A 20,297-nucleotide genomic window follows, 5' to 3' on the forward strand; every position below is an offset into this window, starting at 1 on the left:
TTCGCCTCGCTGCATCGCCAGAAAGCTGACGACGCAGCCCGCGTGACCCAGAAGACCCAAGAGTAAAGTCCATCAACCCCGCGGAAATGTTCCAAGCCAGTGGTACGGGAAACGGGGGCAGGTCACTCCCATTGCAGAAGTCGGGAGAGGTCACAACGAGGGTGCCCGTGCTGTGGTCGGCGGTGATGGTCCAGGACGTGTCGGCCACGTCGAAGCTCATCCAGGGAGCGAACATCGAGCGGTCCAGGTCGGTCAGCGCGGGCTCGCAGGCGTTCAGCGCCTCGTCCTCTGCATCGCTACCACCCGGACCAGGATCAAGGAATAGCTCAGTCTCCCCCAGCATTTGTAGTTGTTCGTCCAGTCGCAACAAGACGACTGCCAGGGTCTCGTTTGTGACGTACATTTTCTCTCTGGACCTTTGCGATGGGGTTCTCACCCCCAAAGATTGCGTGGTAGGTGAACGGGTCCATGAACGACAAGATCGTCTTCGCGAACTCCGCTAGGTCGACCTTCAGGAGACGGGCCCACTCGGGGTAGTCCTCCGGAGGGATGCGGGCCTTGCCCGCCTCGACCTGGGAAATCATCGTGTAGTAGGTGTAGCCAAGGGCCTTGGCTACCTGCGCCTGGGTCAGGCCAGCGTCGATCCGCAGTCCCTTGATGTACGCCCCACATCGACGTCGCATGAGTTTGGCGACCTCGTTGTCCATTCGATACTGAGTCAGCATCTTCATCCTCCTAGCTGTCAAACAGCCTTCTCACCAGTACGACCAACAAAACGACCACATAGATCACGACCATCCATGTTCCGAAGGTCATAGGCTACTCCCAAGTTAAGTTTCGCCCGTATTATGACGCCGTGGCTGTCAATGCTTCACTGTACCTCATAGACCCATCCACGGGGTTATAGCTTCCCTGACAGTTATCAACTCGTCCTAGATAGTCTAGGATTAAGTACTTTTATTACTATCCGATACGTAGTCTTAAGACACATCCTTGAGTACAGGATGTTTATAGACAGTCCTGGACCTCTTACTACCTGCCCCTACCGAACTCCCCTGGGGGAGCCCAAGGGGCCCAGTCGAGGAGGTCCTAGACCCTCCTGGCCAGATCCCTCCGGTCATCAACCTTCAGGGCCCGCCCAGGAAGGCCCCTAATCGGGCCGTAGAGCGACTTTCTAGGTGAGGGTAAGGGTAGGTCTTACCTGCCACAGAAAGTTGCTCTATTTGTCCTTGATCTTACGAATTGTCACAGATGGGTGCAATACCCATCCGATCCCCCAAAAGGGGAGTCAGCTCTCTGCCGTGATGCAGTTGAACCGCCCCGGGTTTCGTGGAGGCTCCTTAGTCGGCCCTGCAAAATTCATCTCGCGGCGCCGACGAGAAGCGCCGGACGTGCAAGAGTGGAGAGTTGATTCGCGGACGCTGCGAGCGCTGACAGCAGCCAAAGCGAGCGCAAAAAGGCTGGAGCAATGCCCCGCCGGGCGATGGCGCGCAGCAGCCAACGGATGTTGAAGCCGGCTGCGCACAACACCGCATGCAGCGCGTCGCCGTCGGCGCCCTTGAGCCAGCAGCGCTTCATGCCGTGATCGTGCTTGGCATGCCCGATGGCCGGCTCGACCGCCTGACGCCGCTTCAGCCAACGCCACTGGCTGCGCGTGAGCGACCGGCTCTTGCCGCGATGGATCAATGTCACCCCGCCAATGTCGGCATCTGCCCCCCGGTTGACCTTCACGCCGAACTCATAGGGCTGGCGAGCCTTGCCCTTGCCGATGCACTCGACCTCCGGCGCATGCAGCGCGTACAGCTTGCGCTTGTCCTTGGGGTGCTGCCATCGGATGCGTTCGGCACGCTCCAGCCATGGCTGCAAGCGATCGCGCACATCCTGCGGCACTTGCCACAGGCGGCGCTGCACGTCGCGCAGCACCCGTCCGAGGACGGTGCGCTGGCGCTTGAGCACCTGGCGCAGCCGCTTGAACTGGCGGGCATGCGCATAGCCGCCAGCGCGCCGGCGCAGGCTCTTGCCTTCGCGCTCGAAGGTTTGTTTCAGCTTGAGCCCGGCGCGCTGCGCCAGTTGCACCACCTTGGCCCGCGCCACTTCCAGCAGCCGGCTGTCGGTGGGATAGGCCACGGCCTTTTCCTGCACCGTGGTGTCCACGATCACACGCTGCAGTTCGCTCTTGCGTACCGCCTGCATCTGCACGGCCGCCTCGATCGTCTTGGCCAGCAACTCCTCCACGCCGGCCTCGCCCAGCAAGCGCCGAAAGCGCCCGATCTGCGTGGCATCGCACGGCAGGCGCGGCTCGTAGTACTCCTGCCCGCTGAAGAACTGCCACACCACGTTCTCGGCCCAGCGCTGAACCACCGCCTCGTCGCTCAGGCCATAGGCGTGCTTGAGGTACAGCAGCGACACCATTAAGCGGATCGCCAGGCGCGGGCGCCCCGCAGCGCTCACGCTGGCGCCGGCCACTTGCACCGTGGGGCCAAACAGGTCGGCGCCCTCGATGGCGCGCCCGGCGCGGCTGGGACGCGCCAGCAGCGGCGCCAGGCTCGCCTCGATCTGCGCCCAAGGCATGCGTGTGGCCAGCACCGCAAGTGGATGGCGCAGGTCGATCATCTGGTCCAGTCGGGCGCGGAAGAAATCAGGCGTGCTCATCGATCAGCCAAGCTCCAGAACTCCCAGAAAGTCAATGGCATTGCAACGCAAACCGGGAGTTCTCACCATCGGCATTCACCCCGCAAGCACAGTGTTCATGCGCCTGGGTGGGGTTTTGCAGGGGCGACTCCTTACTCTGAGAAGATGGAGCCATGAACAGCAAGAAGTCCAACCGTTTTTCACCCGAGGTGCGCGAGCGTGCCGTGCGCATGGTGCAGGAACACCGAGGCGAGTACCCATCCTTATGGGTCTGCATTGAATCGATTGCCCCCAAGATCGGCTGCGTGCCGCAGACCCTGCATGAATGGGTCAAGCAGCACGAGATCGACACTGGCACCCGTGACGGCCTGAGCACCGAGGAGCGAGCCCACATCAAGGCGCTGGAGCGCGAGGTCAAAGAGCTGCGCCGTGCCAACGAGATCCTCAAGCTGGCCAGCGCGTTTTTGATGAAACTGCGCATCCGCTTGTTTTCGCCCAGGCGGAGCTCGACCGCCGACTCAAGTCCTGATCGATTTCATCGACCGCCACCGCGACACCTTCGGGGTCGAGCCGATCTGCAAGCTCTTGCAGATTGCCCCATCGTGTTACCGCCTGCATGCGGCACGCAGGCGCAACCCGCACATCGATTGCGAGCGGGCCAAACGGGACCCGTTGCTGATCCCCGAAGTCCAGCGGGTCTGGCATGCGAACTGGCAGGTCTACGGTGCAGACAAGGTCTGGAAACAACTCAACCGAGAGGGCATACGGGTGGCGCGCTGCACCGTCGAGCGCCTGATGAGGCACCTGAGCATCCAGGCGGTGCGTCGCGGCAAGAAGCTGCGCACCACCACGCCAGACACTTCAGCCCCCTGTCCGCTGGACCGGGTCAACCGCCACTTCAAAGCCCAGCGACCCAACGAGCTGTGGGTGTCGGACTTCACCTACGTCAGCACCTGGCAGGGCTGGCTGTTCGTGGCCTTCGTCATCGACGTCTATGCCCGACGTATCGTGGGCTGGCGGGTCAGCCAATCCATGCACACAGACTTCGTCCTGGATGCGCTGGAACAGGCACTCTACGAGCGTCAGCCGCAGTTGTCGGATCATTTGATTCATCACTCCGACAGAGGATCGCAGTACGTCTCCATTCGGTACACCGAACGGCTGGCCGAAGCGGGCATTGAGCCCTCGGTGGGCAGCCGTGGTGACAGCTACGACAACGCCCTGGCCGAGACCATCAACGGGCTGCACAAGGCCGAGTTGATTCACCGCCGCGGGCCCTGGAAAACCAGGGAAGCCGTGGAACTGGCCACCCTGCAATGGGTGCACTGGTTCAACCACATCCGACTGCTTGAGCCCATTGGATACATCCCACCGGCCGAAGCTGAGGCACACTACTGGCGGCAGGTCGATCAAAAGACCGTATCTGCCGTTTCAACTTAAACCAAACAGCCTCCTCAATTCCCGGGGCGGTTCATATCGAGGCGTCGGCGCTTTCCTACGGGCACTCGCCTCGCGGGGCCACATGGGGCGGCGCGGTGCGCTGGATTTTGTCCAGTTCAGGGGTGCCGGGCGTGGATTGCCATCCCGTTGGATCGATCGAAATCCACCAACAATCCAACCGGCGCAGGCGCACCATGGCGGCAATCGTCGCCCTGGCCTGCACCATGAACTCGTCACCCATCTCCCCGCTCTTCCATACCCCGAGCCCCTTTGCCGAGCAGCCGCTGAGGCGGGCCATCACCGCCGCCACGCGCTTGCCTGAGCCGCAGGTGATGGCAGCCCTGCTGGAACGCGCCCGGCTGCCGCAGACCCTGGCGGCGCCGGTCGAAGCCCTGGCTCGGCGCCTCACCCAGCGCCTGCGTGAGCGACAGACTGGAGCCGGGCGGGCCGGCCTGGTGCAGGGCCTGCTGCACGAGTATTCGCTGTCGTCCCAGGAAGGCGTGGCTTTGATGTGTCTGGCCGAGGCGCTGCTGCGCATTCCAGATGCCGCCACGCGCGATGCGCTGATCCGCGACAAGATCGCGCGCGGCCAGTGGCAGGCGCATCTGGGGCGCAGCCCCTCGCTCTTCGTGAACGCGGCCACCTGGGGCCTGCTGATCACCGGCAAGCTCGTGGCCACCCACAGCGAGACGGGCCTGTCGGCCTCGCTCACGCGATTGGTCGCAGCCGGTGGTGAGCCGCTGATCCGCAAGGGGGTGGACCTGGCGATGCGCCTGATGGGCGAGCAGTTCGTCACCGGCGAAACCATCGGCGAGGCACTGCAGCGCGCGAAGGCGCGCGAGGCCGAGGGCTTTCGCCATTCCTACGACATGCTGGGCGAGGCCGCGATGACGGCCGCCGATGCGCGGCGCTATGCGCAGGCTTACGAGGCGGCCATCGATGCGATCGGGCGGGCCTCGGGCGGGCGCGGTGTGATCGAGGGCCCCGGCATCTCGATCAAGCTCTCGGCCCTGCATCCGCGCTACCACCGCGCGCAGCGGGAGCGGGTGATGGACGAACTCTACCCCGTGCTGCTGGGCCTGGCGCAGCGGGCCAGGGCGCACGATCTGGGTCTGAACATCGACGCCGAGGAGGCCGAGCGGCTGGAGCTCTCGCTCGACCTGCTGGAGCGGCTGTGCGGCGAACCCTCGCTGGCCGGGTGGCAGGGCCTGGGCTTTGTGGTGCAGGCCTACCAGAAGCGCGCGCTGCCGGTGATCGAGCACCTGATCGAGCTGGCCCGGCGCCACGAGCGCCGGCTGATGGTGCGCCTGGTGAAAGGCGCCTACTGGGACAGCGAGATCAAGCGCGCCCAGGTGGACGGCCAGGACGACTACCCGGTGTTCACGCGCAAGGTGCACACCGACGTGTCCTACCTCGCCTGCGCACGCGTGCTGCTCGCGGCGCCCGAGGCGGTGTATCCGCAGTTCGCCACGCACAATGCGCAGACGCTGGCGGCCCTGTACCACCTGGCCGATCCGGCACGCTGGCAGCCGGGGCAGTATGAGTTCCAGTGCCTGCACGGCATGGGCGAGCCGCTGTACGAGCAGGTGGTGGCCCCGCCCGAGGCCGGTGGCCTGGGACGCCCCTGCCGCATCTATGCGCCGGTGGGCACGCACGAGACCCTGCTGGCCTACCTCGTGCGCCGCCTGCTGGAAAACGGCGCCAACACGTCCTTCGTGCACCGCATGGCCGACACCACCGTGCCGCTGGACGAGCTGGTGCGTGACCCCGTGTCGCAGGTGGAGCAGGCGGCCTCACAGGACGGCGGTGTGGGCCGCCCGCATCCGGCCATCGTGCGGCCGTGCGACCTCCGGGGCGCCGCCCGGCGCAACTCGCGCGGGCTGGACCTGGCCGACGAGCGCGTGCTGGCAGCGGTGTCCGAGGCCCTCGAGGCGACGCGGCGACAGGCCTGGCGCTGTGCACCTTTGGTGGCGGGTGAAGCGACGATCGAGGGCGAGGCCGTGCCGGTGGTCAACCCGGCCGACCCCACGGACCGGGTGGGCACGGTGATCGAGGCCTCTTTCGAGATGATCGACCGGGCCGTGCAGCAGGCCCGGCCCTGGGCCGTGACGCCCGCGCGCGAGCGTGCCGCTGTGCTGGACCGCGCCGCCGACGCGCTGGAAGCGCAGATGCCGGTGCTGATGGGCCTGCTGATGCGCGAGGCCGGCAAGACGGCCGCCAACGCCGTGGCCGAGGTGCGCGAGGCGGTGGACTTCCTGCGCTTCGATGCGGCCCAGTTGCGCGCCGAGTTCGACGGCGTGGACCATGCTGCGCTGGGCCCGGTGGTGTGCATCAGCCCGTGGAACTTCCCGCTGGCCATCTTCGTGGGCCAGGTGGCGGCCGCGCTGGCGGCGGGCAATGCGGTGCTGGCCAAGCCGGCCGAGCAGACGCCTCTGATTGCCGCGCAGGCGGTGCAGGCCTTGTGGCAGGCCGGGGTGCCTCGCCAGGCCTTGCAACTGCTGCCGGGCCCCGGCGAGACGGTGGGCGCGCGCCTGGTGGCCGATGCGCGCATCCGCGGCGTGCTCTTCACCGGGTCCACCGAGGTGGCACGCCTGCTGCAGCACGCCCTGGCGGGCCGCCTCGACGACCGCGGGCAGCCTGTGCCCCTGGTGGCCGAAACGGGAGGCCAGAACGCGATGATCGTCGACTCCTCGGCCCTGCCCGAGCAGGTGGTGGCCGATGTGCTCACCTCGGCGTTCGACAGCGCCGGCCAGCGGTGCTCGGCGCTGCGCGTGCTGTGCCTGCAGGAGGAGGTGGCCGACACCATCCTCACGATGCTCAAAGGGGCGATGGAGGAGCTGGCGCTGGGCCGCCCCGACCGCCTGGCCGTGGACGTGGGCCCGGTGATCGATGCCGACGCCCGCTTCCGCATCGAGGCCCACATCGAAGCGATGCGCGCGCGGGGCCGGCGCGTCCACACGCTGCGGGCGCGCCATGGCGGCCCCTTGCCCCCCGGCCACTTCGTGCCGCCCATGCTGATCGAGATCGATCATCTGTCCGAACTCCAGCGCGAGGTCTTCGGTCCGGTGTTGCACGTGCTGCGCTACCGGCGCGAGGCGCTGGACGCGCTCATCGCGCAGATCCACGCCACCGGCTACGGCCTCACACTGGGTCTGCACACCCGCATCGACGAAACCGTGGAGCATGTGCTGCGCAGCGCCCACGTCGGCAACGTCTATGTGAACCGCAACATGATCGGGGCGGTGGTGGGCGTGCAGCCCTTCGGGGGCGAAGGGCTGTCGGGCACCGGGCCCAAGGCGGGCGGGCCGCTGTATTTGTACCGGCTGCTGGCGCGGGGCCCGGGCGAGGTGCTCGCGCACGCGCTGGGCGGCCACCCCCCACCCATGGCGCCGGCCCTGCGGGCCTTGCGCGACTGGGCCGCGCAGGGGCAGCCCGTGCTGGCGCAGGTCTGCGAGCGCCTGGCGGCCGCCTCCCGGGTGGGCCTGGTGCAGACCCTGCCGGGCCCCACCGGCGAACGCAACACCTACCACCTGCTGGGCCGCGACGCGGTGCTCTGTCTGGCCGAAGCCGATACGGACCGTCTGGTGCAACTGGCGGCCGTGCTGGCCGTGGGGGCTCACGCCATCTGGCCCACCGAGGCTTCCGCGCTGGCCGAGCGCCTGCCGCCCGAGGTGGCCCGGCATCTCGAGCTGCGCGCCCATGCCTTGCAGGCCCCGGGCCGGCTGGATGCCGTGCTGCTGCACGGCCCTCCCGAATCGGCCCGGGCCGTTCTGCGGGCCCTGGCCGAGCGCCCCGGCCCGGTGGTCAGTCTGACCCGGTGCGCAGCGGGCGACACCCGGGTCCCCCTCGAGCGCCTGGTGATCGAGCGCTCGGTGAGCATCAACACGGCGGCCGCCGGCGGCAACGCCTCGTTGATGACGCTGGACTGAGACAGGCCGGCGCTGTCTCCCCGCAGGCCGCCCCGCGGCCTTGTGAAGCCGCTGGGTTAGTGGGGAGGGGGTTCATGAGATCACCCCCAGGATTCGAACATTGGGGATGCCCGTCCGGCGTCTTCACGGGACGGGGCGGCCCGCGGCGGCCGACCACAGGGCATGCCAGGTCGGCGCATCCAGACGCAGCGACAACGCCGCCACCGCCTCGCGCATCGCCTCGATGCGACGCGAACCCACGATGGGGTGAGGCCGGCAGGGCAGGCGCAGCAGCCAGGCATGCGCCATGGTGGCCGCGCTGCAGCCGTGCTCGTGCGCCACGGCCTGCAGGGCCGCGCGCACGCGCCGTTCGGGCTCGCCTTCCCCACTGAAAAGCCGGCCACCCGCCAGCGGCGACCAGATCATCGGCGACAGCCGCAACCGCTGCATCTGGTCGAAGCTGCCATCGTGCAAAGGCGCCAGGTGCAGCAGCGAGCACTCGACCTGGTTGGTGACCAAGGTCGTGCGGCTGGCCAGCAGCTCGAACTGTGCCGGCGAGTAATTCGACACGCCGAAGTGCTTCACCTTGCCCGCGGTGCGCAGGTGCTCGAAGGTCTCGGCCACCTCGTCGGCATCGAGCAACGGGTCGGGGCGGTGCAGCAGTAGGAGATCCAGGTGATCGGTGCGCAGAGCCTTGAGCGAATGCTCCACGCTGGCGATGATGTGATCGCGCGAGCTGTCGTAGGCCTTCACACGGTACTGGGGGCGCTGCGGTGACACGAGCTGGATGCCGCACTTGCTCACCAGTTGCAGGCGCGCTCGCAGGTGCGGCGCCAGCGCCAGGGCCTCGCCGAACAAGGCTTCGACGGTGTAGCCGCCGTAGATGTCGGCATGGTCGAAGCTCGTCACACCCAGCTCGACGCATTGCTCGATCCAGCGCAGCCGCTCCTGTGGTGTCCAGCCCCACTGGTCCAGGCGCCAGCAGCCGGCCACGATGGGCGAGAGCAGAGCGGGGGAGGCAGGTTTCATGGCGGTTACCTCGGCTGGAAACAAACGAGGCGCCCACAAAGGGCGCCTCGTCCAGGGGAGCGATGGGGGCTCAGACGTTGAACAGGAAGTGCATCACATCGCCGTCCTTGACGATGTACTCCTTGCCCTCGGCGCGCATCTTGCCGGCATCCTTGGCGCCTTGTTCTCCGCCATAGGCGATGTAGTCGTCGTAGGCGATGGTTTGCGCACGGATGAAGCCGCGCTCGAAGTCGGTGTGGATGACCCCGGCGGCCTGGGGGGCCGTGGCGCCGATGGGCACGGTCCAGGCGCGCACTTCCTTCTCGCCGGCGGTGAAGTAGGTCTGCAGGCCCAGCAGCTTGAAAGCAGCGCGGATCAGGCGGTTCAGGCCGGGCTCGTCCTGGCCCATGGCCTGCAGGAACATGAGCCGGTCTTCGTCGCTCATGTCGGCCAGCTCGGCCTCGGTCTTGGCGCAGATGGCCACCACCGGTGCGTTCTGCCGTGCGGCGTAGTCCTTCAGGCGGTCGAGCAAGGGGTTGTTCTCGAAGCCGTCCTCGGCCACGTTGCCCACGAACATCGCCGGCTTGGCGGTGATCAGGCACAGCGGCTTGAGCACGGCCAGCTCTTCCTTGCTGAAGTCGATCGTGCGCACCGGCTGGCCCTCGTTCAGCGCGGCCTGGCACTTGCTCAGCACATCCACCAGGCGCTGAGCCTCCTTGTCGCCGCCGGCACGCGCCACCTTGGTGTAGCGCAGCAGGCTCTTTTCCACCGTGGCCAGGTCGGCCAGGCACAGTTCGGTCTGGATCACCTCGATGTCGGAGATGGGATCGACCCGGCCGGCCACATGGATGATGTTCTCGTCCTCGAAGCAGCGCACCACGTTGACGATGGCGTCGGTCTCACGGATGTGGCTGAGGAACTGGTTGCCCAGGCCCTCGCCCTTGGACGCGCCCGCCACCAGGCCGGCGATGTCCACGAACTCCACGATGGCCGGCACCACCCGTTCGGGCTTGACGATCTCGGCAAGCTTGGCCAGGCGCGGGTCGGGCAGCTCCACGATGCCCACATTGGGCTCGATGGTGCAGAAGGGGTAGTTCTCGGCGGCGATGCCGGCCTTGGTGAGGGCGTTGAAGAGCGTGGACTTGCCCACGTTGGGCAGGCCCACGATGCCGCATTTCAGGCTCATGGTGTCTCGGGCTCGGCGGGGTCAAACCTCGGATTTTACCGGGGCGTGGCAGACGTCCGGCAGCGCGCAGGCGACCGGACGGCGCACCACCACACGCCAGCCGGCCTGCAGCCCCCAGGGGGTGACTGGCCAGCAGTGGCGCACGCTGAGGGCGCGGATGAAGGGGTGTCCATGCGCACACAGCAGGGTGTGTACATCCGGGGCCTGCGCGATGGCTGTGTGCAACAACAAGCTGCCCAGACCGCGGCGGCGCAGTCGGGGATGCACCACCACGGCCAGTTCGCACACATGGGCCTGGGCGGTGTCGAACAGATGCAAGGCCGCCACCAGCCCCAGGTCATCCCCGGCCCACAAGCCCCAGGCACGTTGTTCGTTCCAAGGCAGGCGCTGGATCCACCCGCACAAGGCGTCGTCGTCGATGGCGTGGCCGAAGCGCGTGCGACGATCACGCCCGGGCAGCGCCAGCATCAGCAACTGCAAGGCGTGAGCGTGCGCCGGCTGCAGGGCTTGCAGCTCAAGTGTCGAGGGCCACATAGGTCATCGTCGCGGTGGTGCAGCGCCGCTGTTGCCCGGTGTCGGCCGACTCGATCCACATTTGCGCCTGAACCTGGATCGAGCGGCGCCCGGTGCGGCTGACCCAGGCGTGCACTTCGACGATGTCGCCCACATGGGCCGGGGCGTCGAAATCCACCCGCTCGCAGCCGGCCATCACCACCGTGCGCCGGCTGTGGCGTGTGGCGGCGACGAAACCGGCTTTGGCCATCCAGGCCATGGCCGGACCGCCGTGCAGGATGCCGCGGTGGTTCACATGGCTGGGAAAGACGATCTCGGCCACGGTACAGGCCTGGGCCGGTGGCTCGATGCTCGTGGCAGCGGGCACCGAGGCGGTCGCAGCACGCGCAGCGTGCGATGGGGGAAGCACCATCACGAAGCGCCCGCTCACGCAGGTGGCCCGATCGCCGCTGAGCAGATCTTCACGGACCAGCTCGGCTTCGATCCAGGCCGAGCGCTGGCCGATGTCGGTGACGCGCGCGTGCGCTTCGACGAGCTGACCGGCCGGGGCCGCGCAGGCAAAAGCCAGCTCGGTGATGCTGGCGGTCACCACGGGGCCGGACAAGGCCCGCGCGCCGACGATATAGGCCATCCGGTCCAGCATGGCCACGGCTGCGCCGCCGAACAGGGTGCCATGGTGGTTGGACTGGTCCGGCCACACCATGTCCACGGTGCGCAGGCTGGGCAGGGGCGGGGGCGTATCGTGCTTCGAGGCGGGCGAGGGCATGAGATGACGACTCCTTCACGGCAAGGGCAAGGCGTCGTCAAGGCCGGATGCAGCGGCAGACCCGGCGAGGGCAGGCTGGCATGCCGCCACCGTCAGGGTCGACCACGCGCCCAGATCAGGGACACCCCGCCCTGTTCACAGACACAGTGCTTCACGGCAGGTCTCCTGGCTCTCGGGTCATGGTTCGGGTCGGTCTTCCCAGCACGAGGCCAGTGACGTGTTGGACCGCGAACTCGCCGATCACAGTTGCGGGGGCAGCCACAGCGCAGGTCGCTTGCACGACCCTTCTGTCGTTCCCTTTTCATTCTTGCCGCGGGGCAAGAAACCGCGAAGCATTTTCACTTTACCTCAAGCCAGACACGGTGTGTGCTCGCGCAGCTCGCGCGCGGCGGCCACCATGTTTCGCAACGCGGGCAGCACTTCGTGCCACTGCCGGGTCTTCAGGCCGCAGTCGGGGTTGACCCACAACTGGCGGGGCGACAGATGCTGCGCCGCGCGGCGCAGCAAGGCCGCCATCTGCGCCGTGGACGGGATGTTGGGGCTGTGGATGTCGTACACCCCGGGGCCGATGCCGTTGGGGTAGGCGTGGCGCTCGAAGGCATCGAGCAGGTCCATGGCCGAGCGTGCGGTCTCGATCGTGATGACATCGGCGTCCAGGGCGGCGATGTGCTCGATGATGTCGTTGAACTCGCTGTAGCACATGTGGGTGTGGATCTGGGTGTGATCGGCCACGCCGTTGGCAGCCATCCGAAAGCACTGGCTCGCCCAGCGCAGGTAATCGGACTGGTCCTCGCGCCGCAAGGGCAGGCCTTCACGCAAGGCGGGTTCGTCGATCTGGATGATCGCGATGCCGGCGGCTTCGAGGTCCAGCACTTCTTGCCGCAAGGCCAGCGCCAGTTGGCGACAAGTCCGCTCCCGCGCCTGGTCATCGCGCACGAAGGACCAGTTCAGCAGGGTCACCGGGCCGGTGAGCATGCCCTTGACGGGGCGCTTGGTTCTTGATTGGGCGTAACGAGTCCAGTGCAGCGTCATCGGCGCCGGGCGTTGCACGTCGCCGTACAGAACGGGCGGCTTCACGCAGCGCGAGCCGTAGGACTGCACCCAGCCGTGCTCGGTGACGGCAAAGCCCTCGAGTTGCTCGGCGAAGTATTCCACCATGTCGTTGCGCTCGGCCTCGCCGTGGACGAGTACGTCCAGCCCCAGGTCCTCTTGTGCCCGGATGCAATGGTCGATCTCCTCTTGCATCGCCTGCTCGTACATGGCGGCGTCGATCAGACCTTCACGCAGGCGTTTGCGTTGCTGACGAATGGCGGGCGTCTGCGGAAACGAACCGATCGTCGTGGTGGGCCAGGCCGGCAGCCCCAGGCGCTGCTGCTGGACGGCGCTGCGCTGCGCGTAAGGGCTGCGCCGCTGGCCGAGCGTATCGTCCCACGCGGCCAGTGCCGCTTGCACCTCGGGACGATGCACGCCGGGGCTTTCGCGTCGCGATCGAAGCGCTCGTCGCTGCTGCTCGAGCAGCGGGGCCACGCTGTCTCGTCCCTCCTTGAGCGCGCGGGCCAGGATGTGCAGTTCCTGAAGCTTTTGTATCCCAAACGACAGCCACGAGCGCAACGGCTGTGGCAGGCGCGTCTCGGCATCCAGATCCACCGGCACATGCATCAAGGAGCACGAGGGCGCCAGCCACAAACGGTCTTGCAAACGCTCGGCCAGCGGCTCCAGCCAGTCCAAGGTGGCGTCCAGGTCGGTTTTCCAGACGTTGCGGCCGTCGATCACGCCCAGCGAGAGCACCTTGGTGGGCGGCACCAGGTTCAGTGCGGCGTCGATCTCGCCGCGCGCGCGCACGGCATCGAGATGCAAGCCGGCCACCGGCAGGTGGGCGGCCAGGTACAGGTTGTCGCGCAGCGCGCCGAAGTAGGTGGTCACCAGCAGTTGAACCGGCACGGCCTTGAGGGTGTGGTAGGCCAGGTTGAAGGCGTGACGCCAGCGCTCGTCCAAGTCTTGTACCAGCGCCGGCTCATCCATCTGCACCCAGGTGGCGCCGGCGCGGTGCAGGCGTTCGAGCCACTGTGCATAAACCGGCAGCAGCCTGGGCAGCAGGTCCAAGGGGTCGGAGCCGTCGCGCGCCTTGCCCAAGCGCAGCAAGCTCACCGGCCCGAGCAAGACGGGCTTGCCTCGCACCCCCAGGGCGCGGGCCTGTTCCCATTGCGCCTGCAGCCACGCATCGTCGAGCTGGAATTCGGTGTGGGCGTCGAACTCCGGCACGAGATAGTGGTAGTTCGTGTCGAACCATTTGGTCATCTCCGCAGCGGCTACCGGGTCGGCGCTGCAGTGGGCATGGGCGCGGCCGCGCGCGGCACGAAAGTACACCGACCATCGGTCGAGCCCGGCGGCCTGCGCGCGTGCCGGCAGGCATCCCAGCGCCGCGCAGGTGTCCAGCACATGGTCATACAGCGAAAAGTCGCCCACCGGGACCCAGTCGAGCCCGTTCTGAGCCGCCCAGTGCCGTTCACGCAATTGGGCGGCGGTGTGCAAGACGTGATCGACGGGGACCTCGCCACGCCAGTGGGCTTCGAGGGCGAATTTCAGTTCACGGCGCGCGCCGATGCGCGCGAATCCGAGGTTGTGGGTGGTGACCATGGGCATGGGCGTCCTCCGTCGGGATGGGGGTGTTTGTCGAGGACGCGATGCTGTCGCAGGCAACGAATGAAGTAAAATGATGATTTGTCAGATTTCAATCAAAACGGTTCATGATTGAGAGGATCCACCTCGCAATCGTCCGGGAGGTGGCGCGCCAAGGATCCTTGACCGCTGCCGCGCAGCACCTGTGCCTGACACAGTCGGCGCTCAGCCACACGATGCGCAAGCTCGAGCAGCGCGTGGGAACGCCGGTGTGGCGTCGGGAAGGCAAGCGCCTGGTGCCCACACAAGCCGGTCAGGAGTTGCTGCGCACGGCGCTGCGGGTGTTGCCGCAACTGGAACTGGCCGAGGATCGCTTGCGACAATACGCACGCGGCGAGCGCGGCACCTTGCGCATCGGGATGGAGTGCCATCCCTGCTACCAGTGGCTGCACCGGCAGATCGGTCCGTTCCTGGCGCGTTGGCCGGATGTGGACCTCGATGTCCATCAGCGGTTTCAGTTCGGTGGCATGGGCGCCTTGCTGGCCCATGAGATCGATGTGCTCGTGACGCCGGACCCTGTGCAGCATTCGCAGGTGCATTTCGAGCCGGTGTTCGATTACGAGCAGGTGCTGGTGGTCGCGCAGGGGCACCGGCTGGCCGGGCAGGGGCATGCCGACCCTCAGGATCTGGCCTCGGAGACCTTGCTCACCTATCCGGTCCCGGCCGATCGGCTCGACGTGTACACGCGCTTCCTGACCCCGGCGGGTGTGTTGCCGCACCGGCACAAGACGGTGGAAAACACCGAGGTGCTGTTGCAGTTGGTGGCCGCAGGGCGGGCGGTGACAGCCATGCCGGCGTGGTTGGCGCAGGAGTACGCCGCGCGCTTGCCGATCACCTGCGTGCGCCTGGGTGCGGCCGGGCTGCCCAAGCAGATCCACCTGGGGGTGCGCCGCTCAGACCGCGCCGTGGCCTACGTGGCCGACTTCTTGCTTCGGTGCCGCGGTACGGCGGCTTGAGCGGCGCGGGGCGCTTCGGTCAAAAGGCCCAGCGTCCCACGCCGGTGTGGCCCACGCGCAGCAGCCGCTCCACGCCGTCCAGCACGATGGCGTTCATGCCGAAGGTCAGGCCGCCGTTCATGCGCGCATCGGCCCGGTAGCCCGCCAGCGCGTCGCCCACGGCCTGCCCGGTCTCGGCCGTGGCCGGGTCCACGTCGGGGATGGAGCAGCGCACGCAGGGCTTCACGAGCTTCAGGCGCACGGGGCCGTCGTCCGTCTCGATGTGCAGTTCTTCCAGGTGGTCTTCGGCATGGGCCGTCAAGGTCTCGTCCACGGCATCGAGCACGAGGTTGGGGCGGAAGCGCTCCATCGTCACCGCAGGCCGGCCCTGGGCCGCCAGGCGCGTGTTGAGCTCGTCCAGCGCCAAGCGGGTGACGACCAGCAGCGGGAAGCCGTCGGTAAACTGATTTTCAGCTTCGATACCGCCTGTCCACTTCAGGCTGGACAGGCGCTTGTGATCAGGATCGAAGCGCACCAGGCGCACGCGCCGGCCCAGGAAATCGCTGAACCACTGGGCGGCCAGGTCGCCCATGTCGTAGGCCGGCACGGTGTCGTCCCAGACCGTCACCCGCGTGGGGGCCTCCACGGTGTCGTAGGCGATGTGCAGGGCCAGCATGCCCGGCGCTCGCAGCACCATGTCAGCCGCGCGCAGCGTCGGACGGATCAGGGCCATGCGCGGCAGCTCGCGCTGGCTGAGGAAGTCGCCGCGCTCGTCGACCACCATCCAGGCCCGATCGAACTCCAGGCCGGTCTCGATCATCAGGGCCTGGTTCACCGGCACCGCCGCACACGACTTGATGGGATGCACATACAACGCTCCCACACGGAAATTCACGTCGCTCACTTGAAGAGTCCTCTCAGCTTGTCTTTCAGTTTGTCCTTTGCGACATCCTCCAGGCTGCGCGCAGCGGCAGGCTCGGAGGCGGCGCCTTCTGCGGGCGCTGCCTTGCCTCCCAGGCGGCCTTTGAGCTGTTCTTCCAGCTTGTCACGCAACTGCGTGGTGGCGGCCTGGGCGGCCACGGCCGACCAGCGCACATTCCACTCGATGGCCTCGAGCGGGCCGGTGAGGCGCACCGGCACCGTCAAGCCGCGCAGCGCGGCCAGTTCGGCCCCCCCCTGGCCCTGGGCCGTGGAGGTGACGGCCGCCCGCACGGTGTAGTCGATGCGGTTGCGGCCGATGTCGATCAGGCCCTCGCCACCCACGCGCAGGAAGGGGCTCTTCATGTCGAGATCCTTGCTGCGTGCCACCCCCTCGGCAATCTGGAAGCTCACGCTCATCTCCGAGAAATCGGTCTGCTCGGTGGCACGGGCTTGCTGAAGCGCATCGCGGTTGAGTGTGAGCGCGGCCTTGGCCTCGCGCAGCGCACGGGCCAGGTTGAAGCCCTTGATGGCGCCATCACGCACCTGCAGGGCGGCCTGGCCGGCGAGGGCCGAGCGCAGTGCCTCGACGGTGCCACCGCTGGTGCTCAGATCCAGGCGCAGGTCGCCGCGCCCGGCCAGCAGGTCCTTCTCTGCGACGTCGCGCACTGCGGCTCCCACGTCGATGCCCTGGGCCGTGCCGCGCAGGGCGAGACGCCGGCTGCCGGCCTCGGCGCGCGCGTTGCCATCGAAGCGCCCGCCCCAGATGCGGCCGGCCAAGGTGGGCACGACGAGGGTGCCGTCCTTCAGTTCGGCCTGGACGCGGGCGTCCGCCAGGCGGTAATGCCGATAGGCGAGTTCGCCGGCCTGCAGCTCCAGGCGGCCCTGCACGGCCTGCAGGGCCGACAGATCCACCGCCCTGGGGCCTGCGGGGGCGCGGGCCGGGGGCGCGGCGGTCGTGGCCGAGGGGGCCAGCACCTCGTTGAGATCGAGCCGGTCGAAGCGGGCCTGGGCCTGCAGCGTCGGCACCGCAGTGGACAGGTCCAGGCGGCCGGACGTAGTGAAGCCGTTGGTGCCCAGCCGGCCCTCGAGCTGCCACTGCGACACAGCGGCCGATCCTTGTGCCTGGCCCTGGAGCTGCAGGGTCTGCGGCTGTAGGCCCGGGGTCTCCACGCGTGTGCTGCCGCGCAGGTGGAGCAGGGCGACCTGCAAAGTTTGGGGCTGCACCGTGAGCAAGGCCTGGGCTTGGCCGTCGAGCGCATGGGCGCCGCTGCGGCCCTTCAGGCGCAGTCGCAGGTCGGGCAGCTCGACGCGGTCGAAGCCGCCGCGGGGCGTCGCGGAACGGAACTCAGCCTGCGCGGCGGTCGGGCCGGAGGCCGCGATCCGGCCTTGCAGCGGCCCGCCCTGGATCGCATCACCGGCCACTTCCAGTGAGGGCCAGTCGAGATCGAGCGCCAGGGTCTGGGCGTGCATGCGGGCCTGCAGACGCAGGGCCAGGGTGTCGACGACGAGCGACCGGCGTTCGGGCTCGAAGCCGAAGCGCTCGATGCTCAGGCTGCTGTCGTGCCACTGCATCGCGCCGCGGCTGGCGCCCCAGGTCAGGCGCAGGCCTTCGGCCTGCACCGCGTGCTGCGGGCCGTCATAGGCCAGCATGCCTTCGAGCTGCGCCGCGATGCCGGTCCATCCTGCGGCCTGACCCTGCACGGTCAGCGCCATCTCGCGCAGCGCCGCTGAGGCGGTGTCGAGGTCGAACTGGACGCGGGCACGGCCCTGGACATCCACCTGGGCGGCCGGTTCGTCCATGCGGGCTTGCAGATCGAGTTCGACGTCGGTGGGCACCTGGTGGGCCAGGCGGCCGGTGCGCAGGCGGCGCAAGTGCACCTCGCCGCGCACGGCCGCGGGCCGGTCGTCGAGCTGCAAGCGCAGGTCTTCGACCAAGACACCCTGCACGTCCAAGCGCAGCGGCGTGGAAGCGGCCGGCGGGGCCGCCGGTGCCGGGCCGTCCGCATTCCGGCGGGGCTTGAGCAGGTCGTCGATGTTGCGCCGGCCTTCGCTGTCACGCGTGAGCCGGACGCTGGCATGGCGCAGCTCGACCTGCTCGACTGCCAGCACGCCGCGCAGCAAGGGCCACAGGGCCACCGACAGCGAAGCCTGCTGGACGCTGGCAAACGTTTCGGGCTGGTCGCGCTCGCTCAGCGAAGCCTGCTCGATGCGCACGGCCAGCCGTGGCAGCAGGCTCAGTCTCACCGGCCCTTCGAGTTTCAGCTCACGCTGGTGGTGTTCCCGCACCCAGTGGACCGCCAGGCCCTTGTAGCGTTCGGCATCGAACTGCAGGACCAGCCAGGCGGCGGCGATCAGGGCCAGGGCCGCCAGGCCGGCGGCCAGCCATGCTGCGCGCCGAAGCCAAGAAGATGAGGTGCGGGGCATGGGCAGGATCATAGGGCCCCGGCCCCTACAATGGGCCTTCATGACCCGTTACGACGTTTCCATCCTGGGCCACGGCATCGTCGGCAAGACGCTGGCGCTGGCCCTGGCGCGCGAAGGCCTGCGCGTGGCGATCAGCGCACCCCCGTCGGCGCAACCCGTCGAAGACGTGCGCGCCTACGCGCTCAACGCGAGGTCGGTGGCCCTGCTCGAAGGACTGAAGGTCTGGCCCCATCTGCCCGCCGGGTCGACCACGCCCGTCTACGACATGCGTGTCGAGGGCGATGCCCCGGGCGCCACGTTGGAGTTCTCGGCCTGGCAACAGGGGGTGCGCGAGCTGGCGTGGATCGTCGATGCGGCCGCACTGGAGCAGGAACTCTCGCGGGTGTTGCAGTGCCAGCCGCATGTGACGGTGGTCGATCGACCGGTCCAGGCCGAGCTCGAAGCCATCTGTGAGGGCCGCTACTCGGCGCGCCGCGCGGCGCTGGGGGTGCGATGGACGCGGCATGACTATGGCCAGACGGCGCTGGCGGCCCGGCTGGTGGCCGATGCCCCGCACCGGGGCGTGGCTCGGCAATGGTTCCGCAGCCCCGATGTGCTGGCCCTTCTGCCCTTCGACCGCCCGCAGGCCGACTGCTCCTACGCCTTGGTGTGGTCCTTGCCCCGGGCCCAGGCACAGGCCTGGCTGGAAGCGCCGCCGGGCGCACTGGAGCAGGCCCTGAACGAGGCCACCGGCGGTGCGGCTGGCCGGCTCCAACTGCACGGCACCTGCGTCGGCTGGCCGCTGGCGCTCGCCCAGGCCGACCGGGTGTGCGGCCCGGGCTGGGTGCTGCTGGGCGATGCGGCCCACGTCGTGCATCCGCTGGCCGGGCAGGGGCTCAATCTGGGCCTGGCCGACGTGCAGGCCCTGGCCGAGGTGCTGGGCGCGCGCGAGGCCTGGCGTTCGCCAGGCGACGAGCGGCTGCTGCGCCGCTACGCGCGTGCGCGCAGCGCCCCCACCTGGGCCATGGGGCAGCTCACCGATGGCCTGCTGCACCTGTTTGCCGCCTCGTCGGCACCGGTGAAGGAACTCCGCAACCGCGGCCTGGGTCTGGTCAATGCCCTGCCGCCCTTGAAGCGCTGGCTCACGGCCCGCGCGCTCGATGCCTGAAGGAATCTGCGATGTCTTTGCGCTCCCCCCTGGCTGCGCTGCTGTTGGCGGCCCTGGCCCTGCCCGGCTGGTCCAACGAGGCAGTGATCCGCAAGAAGTTCGAGACCCGTGTGCCGCCGGATGCAAAGCTGGAGATCCTGCCCACACCGATCAACGGCTTGTTCGAGTTGCAGGTCGGCCATGAGGTCTACTACACCGATGCCCAGGGCAACTACCTGATCCGCGGCGAGCTGATCGATCTGGAGGCGCAGCGCAACCTCACCCAGGAGCGCGTGGCCAGGCTCACGGCCATCGACTTCGCGAGCCTGCCGCTCAAGGACGCCATCGTGATGAAGAACGGCAACGGCAAGCGCAGGATCGCCGTCTTCGCCGACCCGAACTGCGGCTATTGCAAACGTTTCGAGCGCGACGTCCAGCAGGTCAAGGACGTGACCGTCTACACCTTCCTCTACCCGGTGCCCATTGGCCCGGACTCGGAATCCAAGTCGCGCGACGTGTGGTGCGCCAAGGACCGCCTCAAAGCCTGGCAGGACCTGATGCTGCGCGGCATCGCTCCGCCGCCGGCGCCGGCCGGCTGCGACTGGAAGGCCGTGACCCGCTCCACCGAACTGGCGCGCAAGCATCGCATCAGCGGCACGCCGGCCCTGATCTTCGAGGACGGCACGCGCATCCCCGGCGCACTCAACACCGCCCAGATCGAGCAGCAGCTCGCCCAGGTCAAGGCCCGCTGAGCGCACCG

General features: G+C 68.1%; 14 protein-coding genes, 1 pseudogene, 1 riboswitch and 1 other annotated feature. Of the genes and pseudogenes, 5 read left to right on the plus strand and 10 right to left on the minus strand.

Features of this window, described 5'->3' with window-relative positions; genetic code table 11:
• From AC1ECW_RS12580 to AC1ECW_RS12590, 3 genes are all read right to left on the minus strand, one after another.
• The coding region (locus AC1ECW_RS12580) for a hypothetical protein (RefSeq protein WP_481201958.1) at positions 1-343 on the minus strand (343 nt) is incomplete at its 3' end.
• A complete protein-coding gene (locus tag AC1ECW_RS12585) occupies positions 327-725 on the minus strand; it encodes a helix-turn-helix domain-containing protein (protein ID WP_481201959.1) in 399 nt (132 codons plus the stop codon). The genes AC1ECW_RS12585 and AC1ECW_RS12580, both read right to left, overlap by 17 nt.
• Before the next feature lie 634 nt (positions 726-1,359).
• Positions 1,360-2,652, minus strand: a complete 1,293-nt coding sequence (locus tag AC1ECW_RS12590) for an IS5 family transposase (RefSeq protein WP_481201960.1) — start codon at positions 2,650-2,652, stop codon at positions 1,360-1,362.
• Positions 2,653-2,804: 152 nt separating this feature from the next.
• On the opposite strand from AC1ECW_RS12590, the pseudogene AC1ECW_RS12595 reads away from it, so the two are divergent.
• Together AC1ECW_RS12595 and putA are read left to right on the plus strand one after the other, a co-directional pair.
• Positions 2,805-4,071 (plus strand): annotated as a pseudogene (locus AC1ECW_RS12595) (IS3 family transposase).
• Positions 3,114-3,231, plus strand: a sequence feature (AL1L pseudoknot). (Overlaps the previous pseudogene by 118 nt.)
• Before the next feature lie 224 nt (positions 4,072-4,295).
• Positions 4,296-8,000: a trifunctional transcriptional regulator/proline dehydrogenase/L-glutamate gamma-semialdehyde dehydrogenase gene (gene putA / locus AC1ECW_RS12600; protein ID WP_481201961.1), complete on the plus strand. Its 3,705-nt coding sequence runs from the start codon at positions 4,296-4,298 to the stop codon at positions 7,998-8,000.
• 123 nt (positions 8,001-8,123) lie between these two features.
• Here putA and AC1ECW_RS12605 read toward each other — a convergent pair whose 3' ends face one another.
• From AC1ECW_RS12605 to metE, 5 genes are all read right to left on the minus strand, one after another.
• The gene (locus AC1ECW_RS12605) at positions 8,124-9,008 is read right to left on the minus strand and encodes an aldo/keto reductase (protein ID WP_409704756.1); all 885 of its coding nucleotides are present in this window, start codon (positions 9,006-9,008) and stop codon (positions 8,124-8,126) included.
• A gap of 70 nt (positions 9,009-9,078) precedes the next feature.
• Positions 9,079-10,173: a redox-regulated ATPase YchF gene (gene ychF / locus AC1ECW_RS12610; protein ID WP_409704758.1), complete on the minus strand. Its 1,095-nt coding sequence runs from the start codon at positions 10,171-10,173 to the stop codon at positions 9,079-9,081.
• A gap of 21 nt (positions 10,174-10,194) precedes the next feature.
• Positions 10,195-10,707 carry a GNAT family N-acetyltransferase gene (locus AC1ECW_RS12615; RefSeq protein ID WP_409704760.1) on the minus strand — a complete coding sequence of 171 codons (513 nt, stop codon included), beginning with the start codon at positions 10,705-10,707 and terminating at the stop codon, positions 10,195-10,197.
• A complete protein-coding gene (locus tag AC1ECW_RS12620) occupies positions 10,688-11,452 on the minus strand; it encodes an acyl-CoA thioesterase (RefSeq protein ID WP_409704762.1) in 765 nt (254 codons plus the stop codon). Before AC1ECW_RS12620 ends, AC1ECW_RS12615 begins: the two co-directional genes overlap by 20 nt.
• Before the next feature lie 138 nt (positions 11,453-11,590).
• Positions 11,591-11,797, minus strand: a riboswitch (cobalamin riboswitch).
• A 3-nt stretch (positions 11,798-11,800) separates the two neighbouring features.
• Positions 11,801-14,089, minus strand: a complete 2,289-nt coding sequence (gene metE / locus AC1ECW_RS12625) for a 5-methyltetrahydropteroyltriglutamate--homocysteine S-methyltransferase (protein ID WP_481202013.1) — start codon at positions 14,087-14,089, stop codon at positions 11,801-11,803.
• Positions 14,090-14,199: 110 nt separating this feature from the next.
• Between metE and AC1ECW_RS12630 the strand changes: the two genes are divergently transcribed.
• The gene (locus tag AC1ECW_RS12630; protein WP_481201962.1) at positions 14,200-15,087 is read left to right on the plus strand and encodes a LysR family transcriptional regulator; all 888 of its coding nucleotides are present in this window, start codon (positions 14,200-14,202) and stop codon (positions 15,085-15,087) included.
• Between the two features lie 19 nt (positions 15,088-15,106).
• Here AC1ECW_RS12630 and AC1ECW_RS12635 read toward each other — a convergent pair whose 3' ends face one another.
• Together AC1ECW_RS12635 and AC1ECW_RS12640 are read right to left on the minus strand one after the other, a co-directional pair.
• Positions 15,107-15,970 (minus strand): MOSC domain-containing protein, encoded by an 864-nt coding sequence (locus AC1ECW_RS12635; protein ID WP_481201963.1) that lies wholly within the window; start codon positions 15,968-15,970, stop codon positions 15,107-15,109.
• Positions 15,967-18,411, minus strand: a complete 2,445-nt coding sequence (locus AC1ECW_RS12640; RefSeq protein ID WP_481201964.1) for an AsmA family protein — start codon at positions 18,409-18,411, stop codon at positions 15,967-15,969. Before AC1ECW_RS12640 ends, AC1ECW_RS12635 begins: the two co-directional genes overlap by 4 nt.
• 40 nt (positions 18,412-18,451) lie before the next feature.
• Here AC1ECW_RS12640 and AC1ECW_RS12645 point away from each other — a divergent pair, with 40 nt between their 5' ends.
• Positions 18,452-19,558, plus strand: coding sequence for an FAD-dependent monooxygenase (locus tag AC1ECW_RS12645; protein ID WP_409707504.1), 1,107 nt, complete (start codon positions 18,452-18,454; stop codon positions 19,556-19,558).
• A gap of 11 nt (positions 19,559-19,569) precedes the next feature.
• On the plus strand, positions 19,570-20,289 hold the full coding sequence (locus tag AC1ECW_RS12650) for a DsbC family protein (RefSeq protein WP_409707507.1): 720 nt from the start codon (positions 19,570-19,572) through the stop codon (positions 20,287-20,289).
• Positions 20,290-20,297: the final 8 nt, after the last annotated feature.

This window comes from Caldimonas hydrothermalis, from assembly GCF_056746695.1.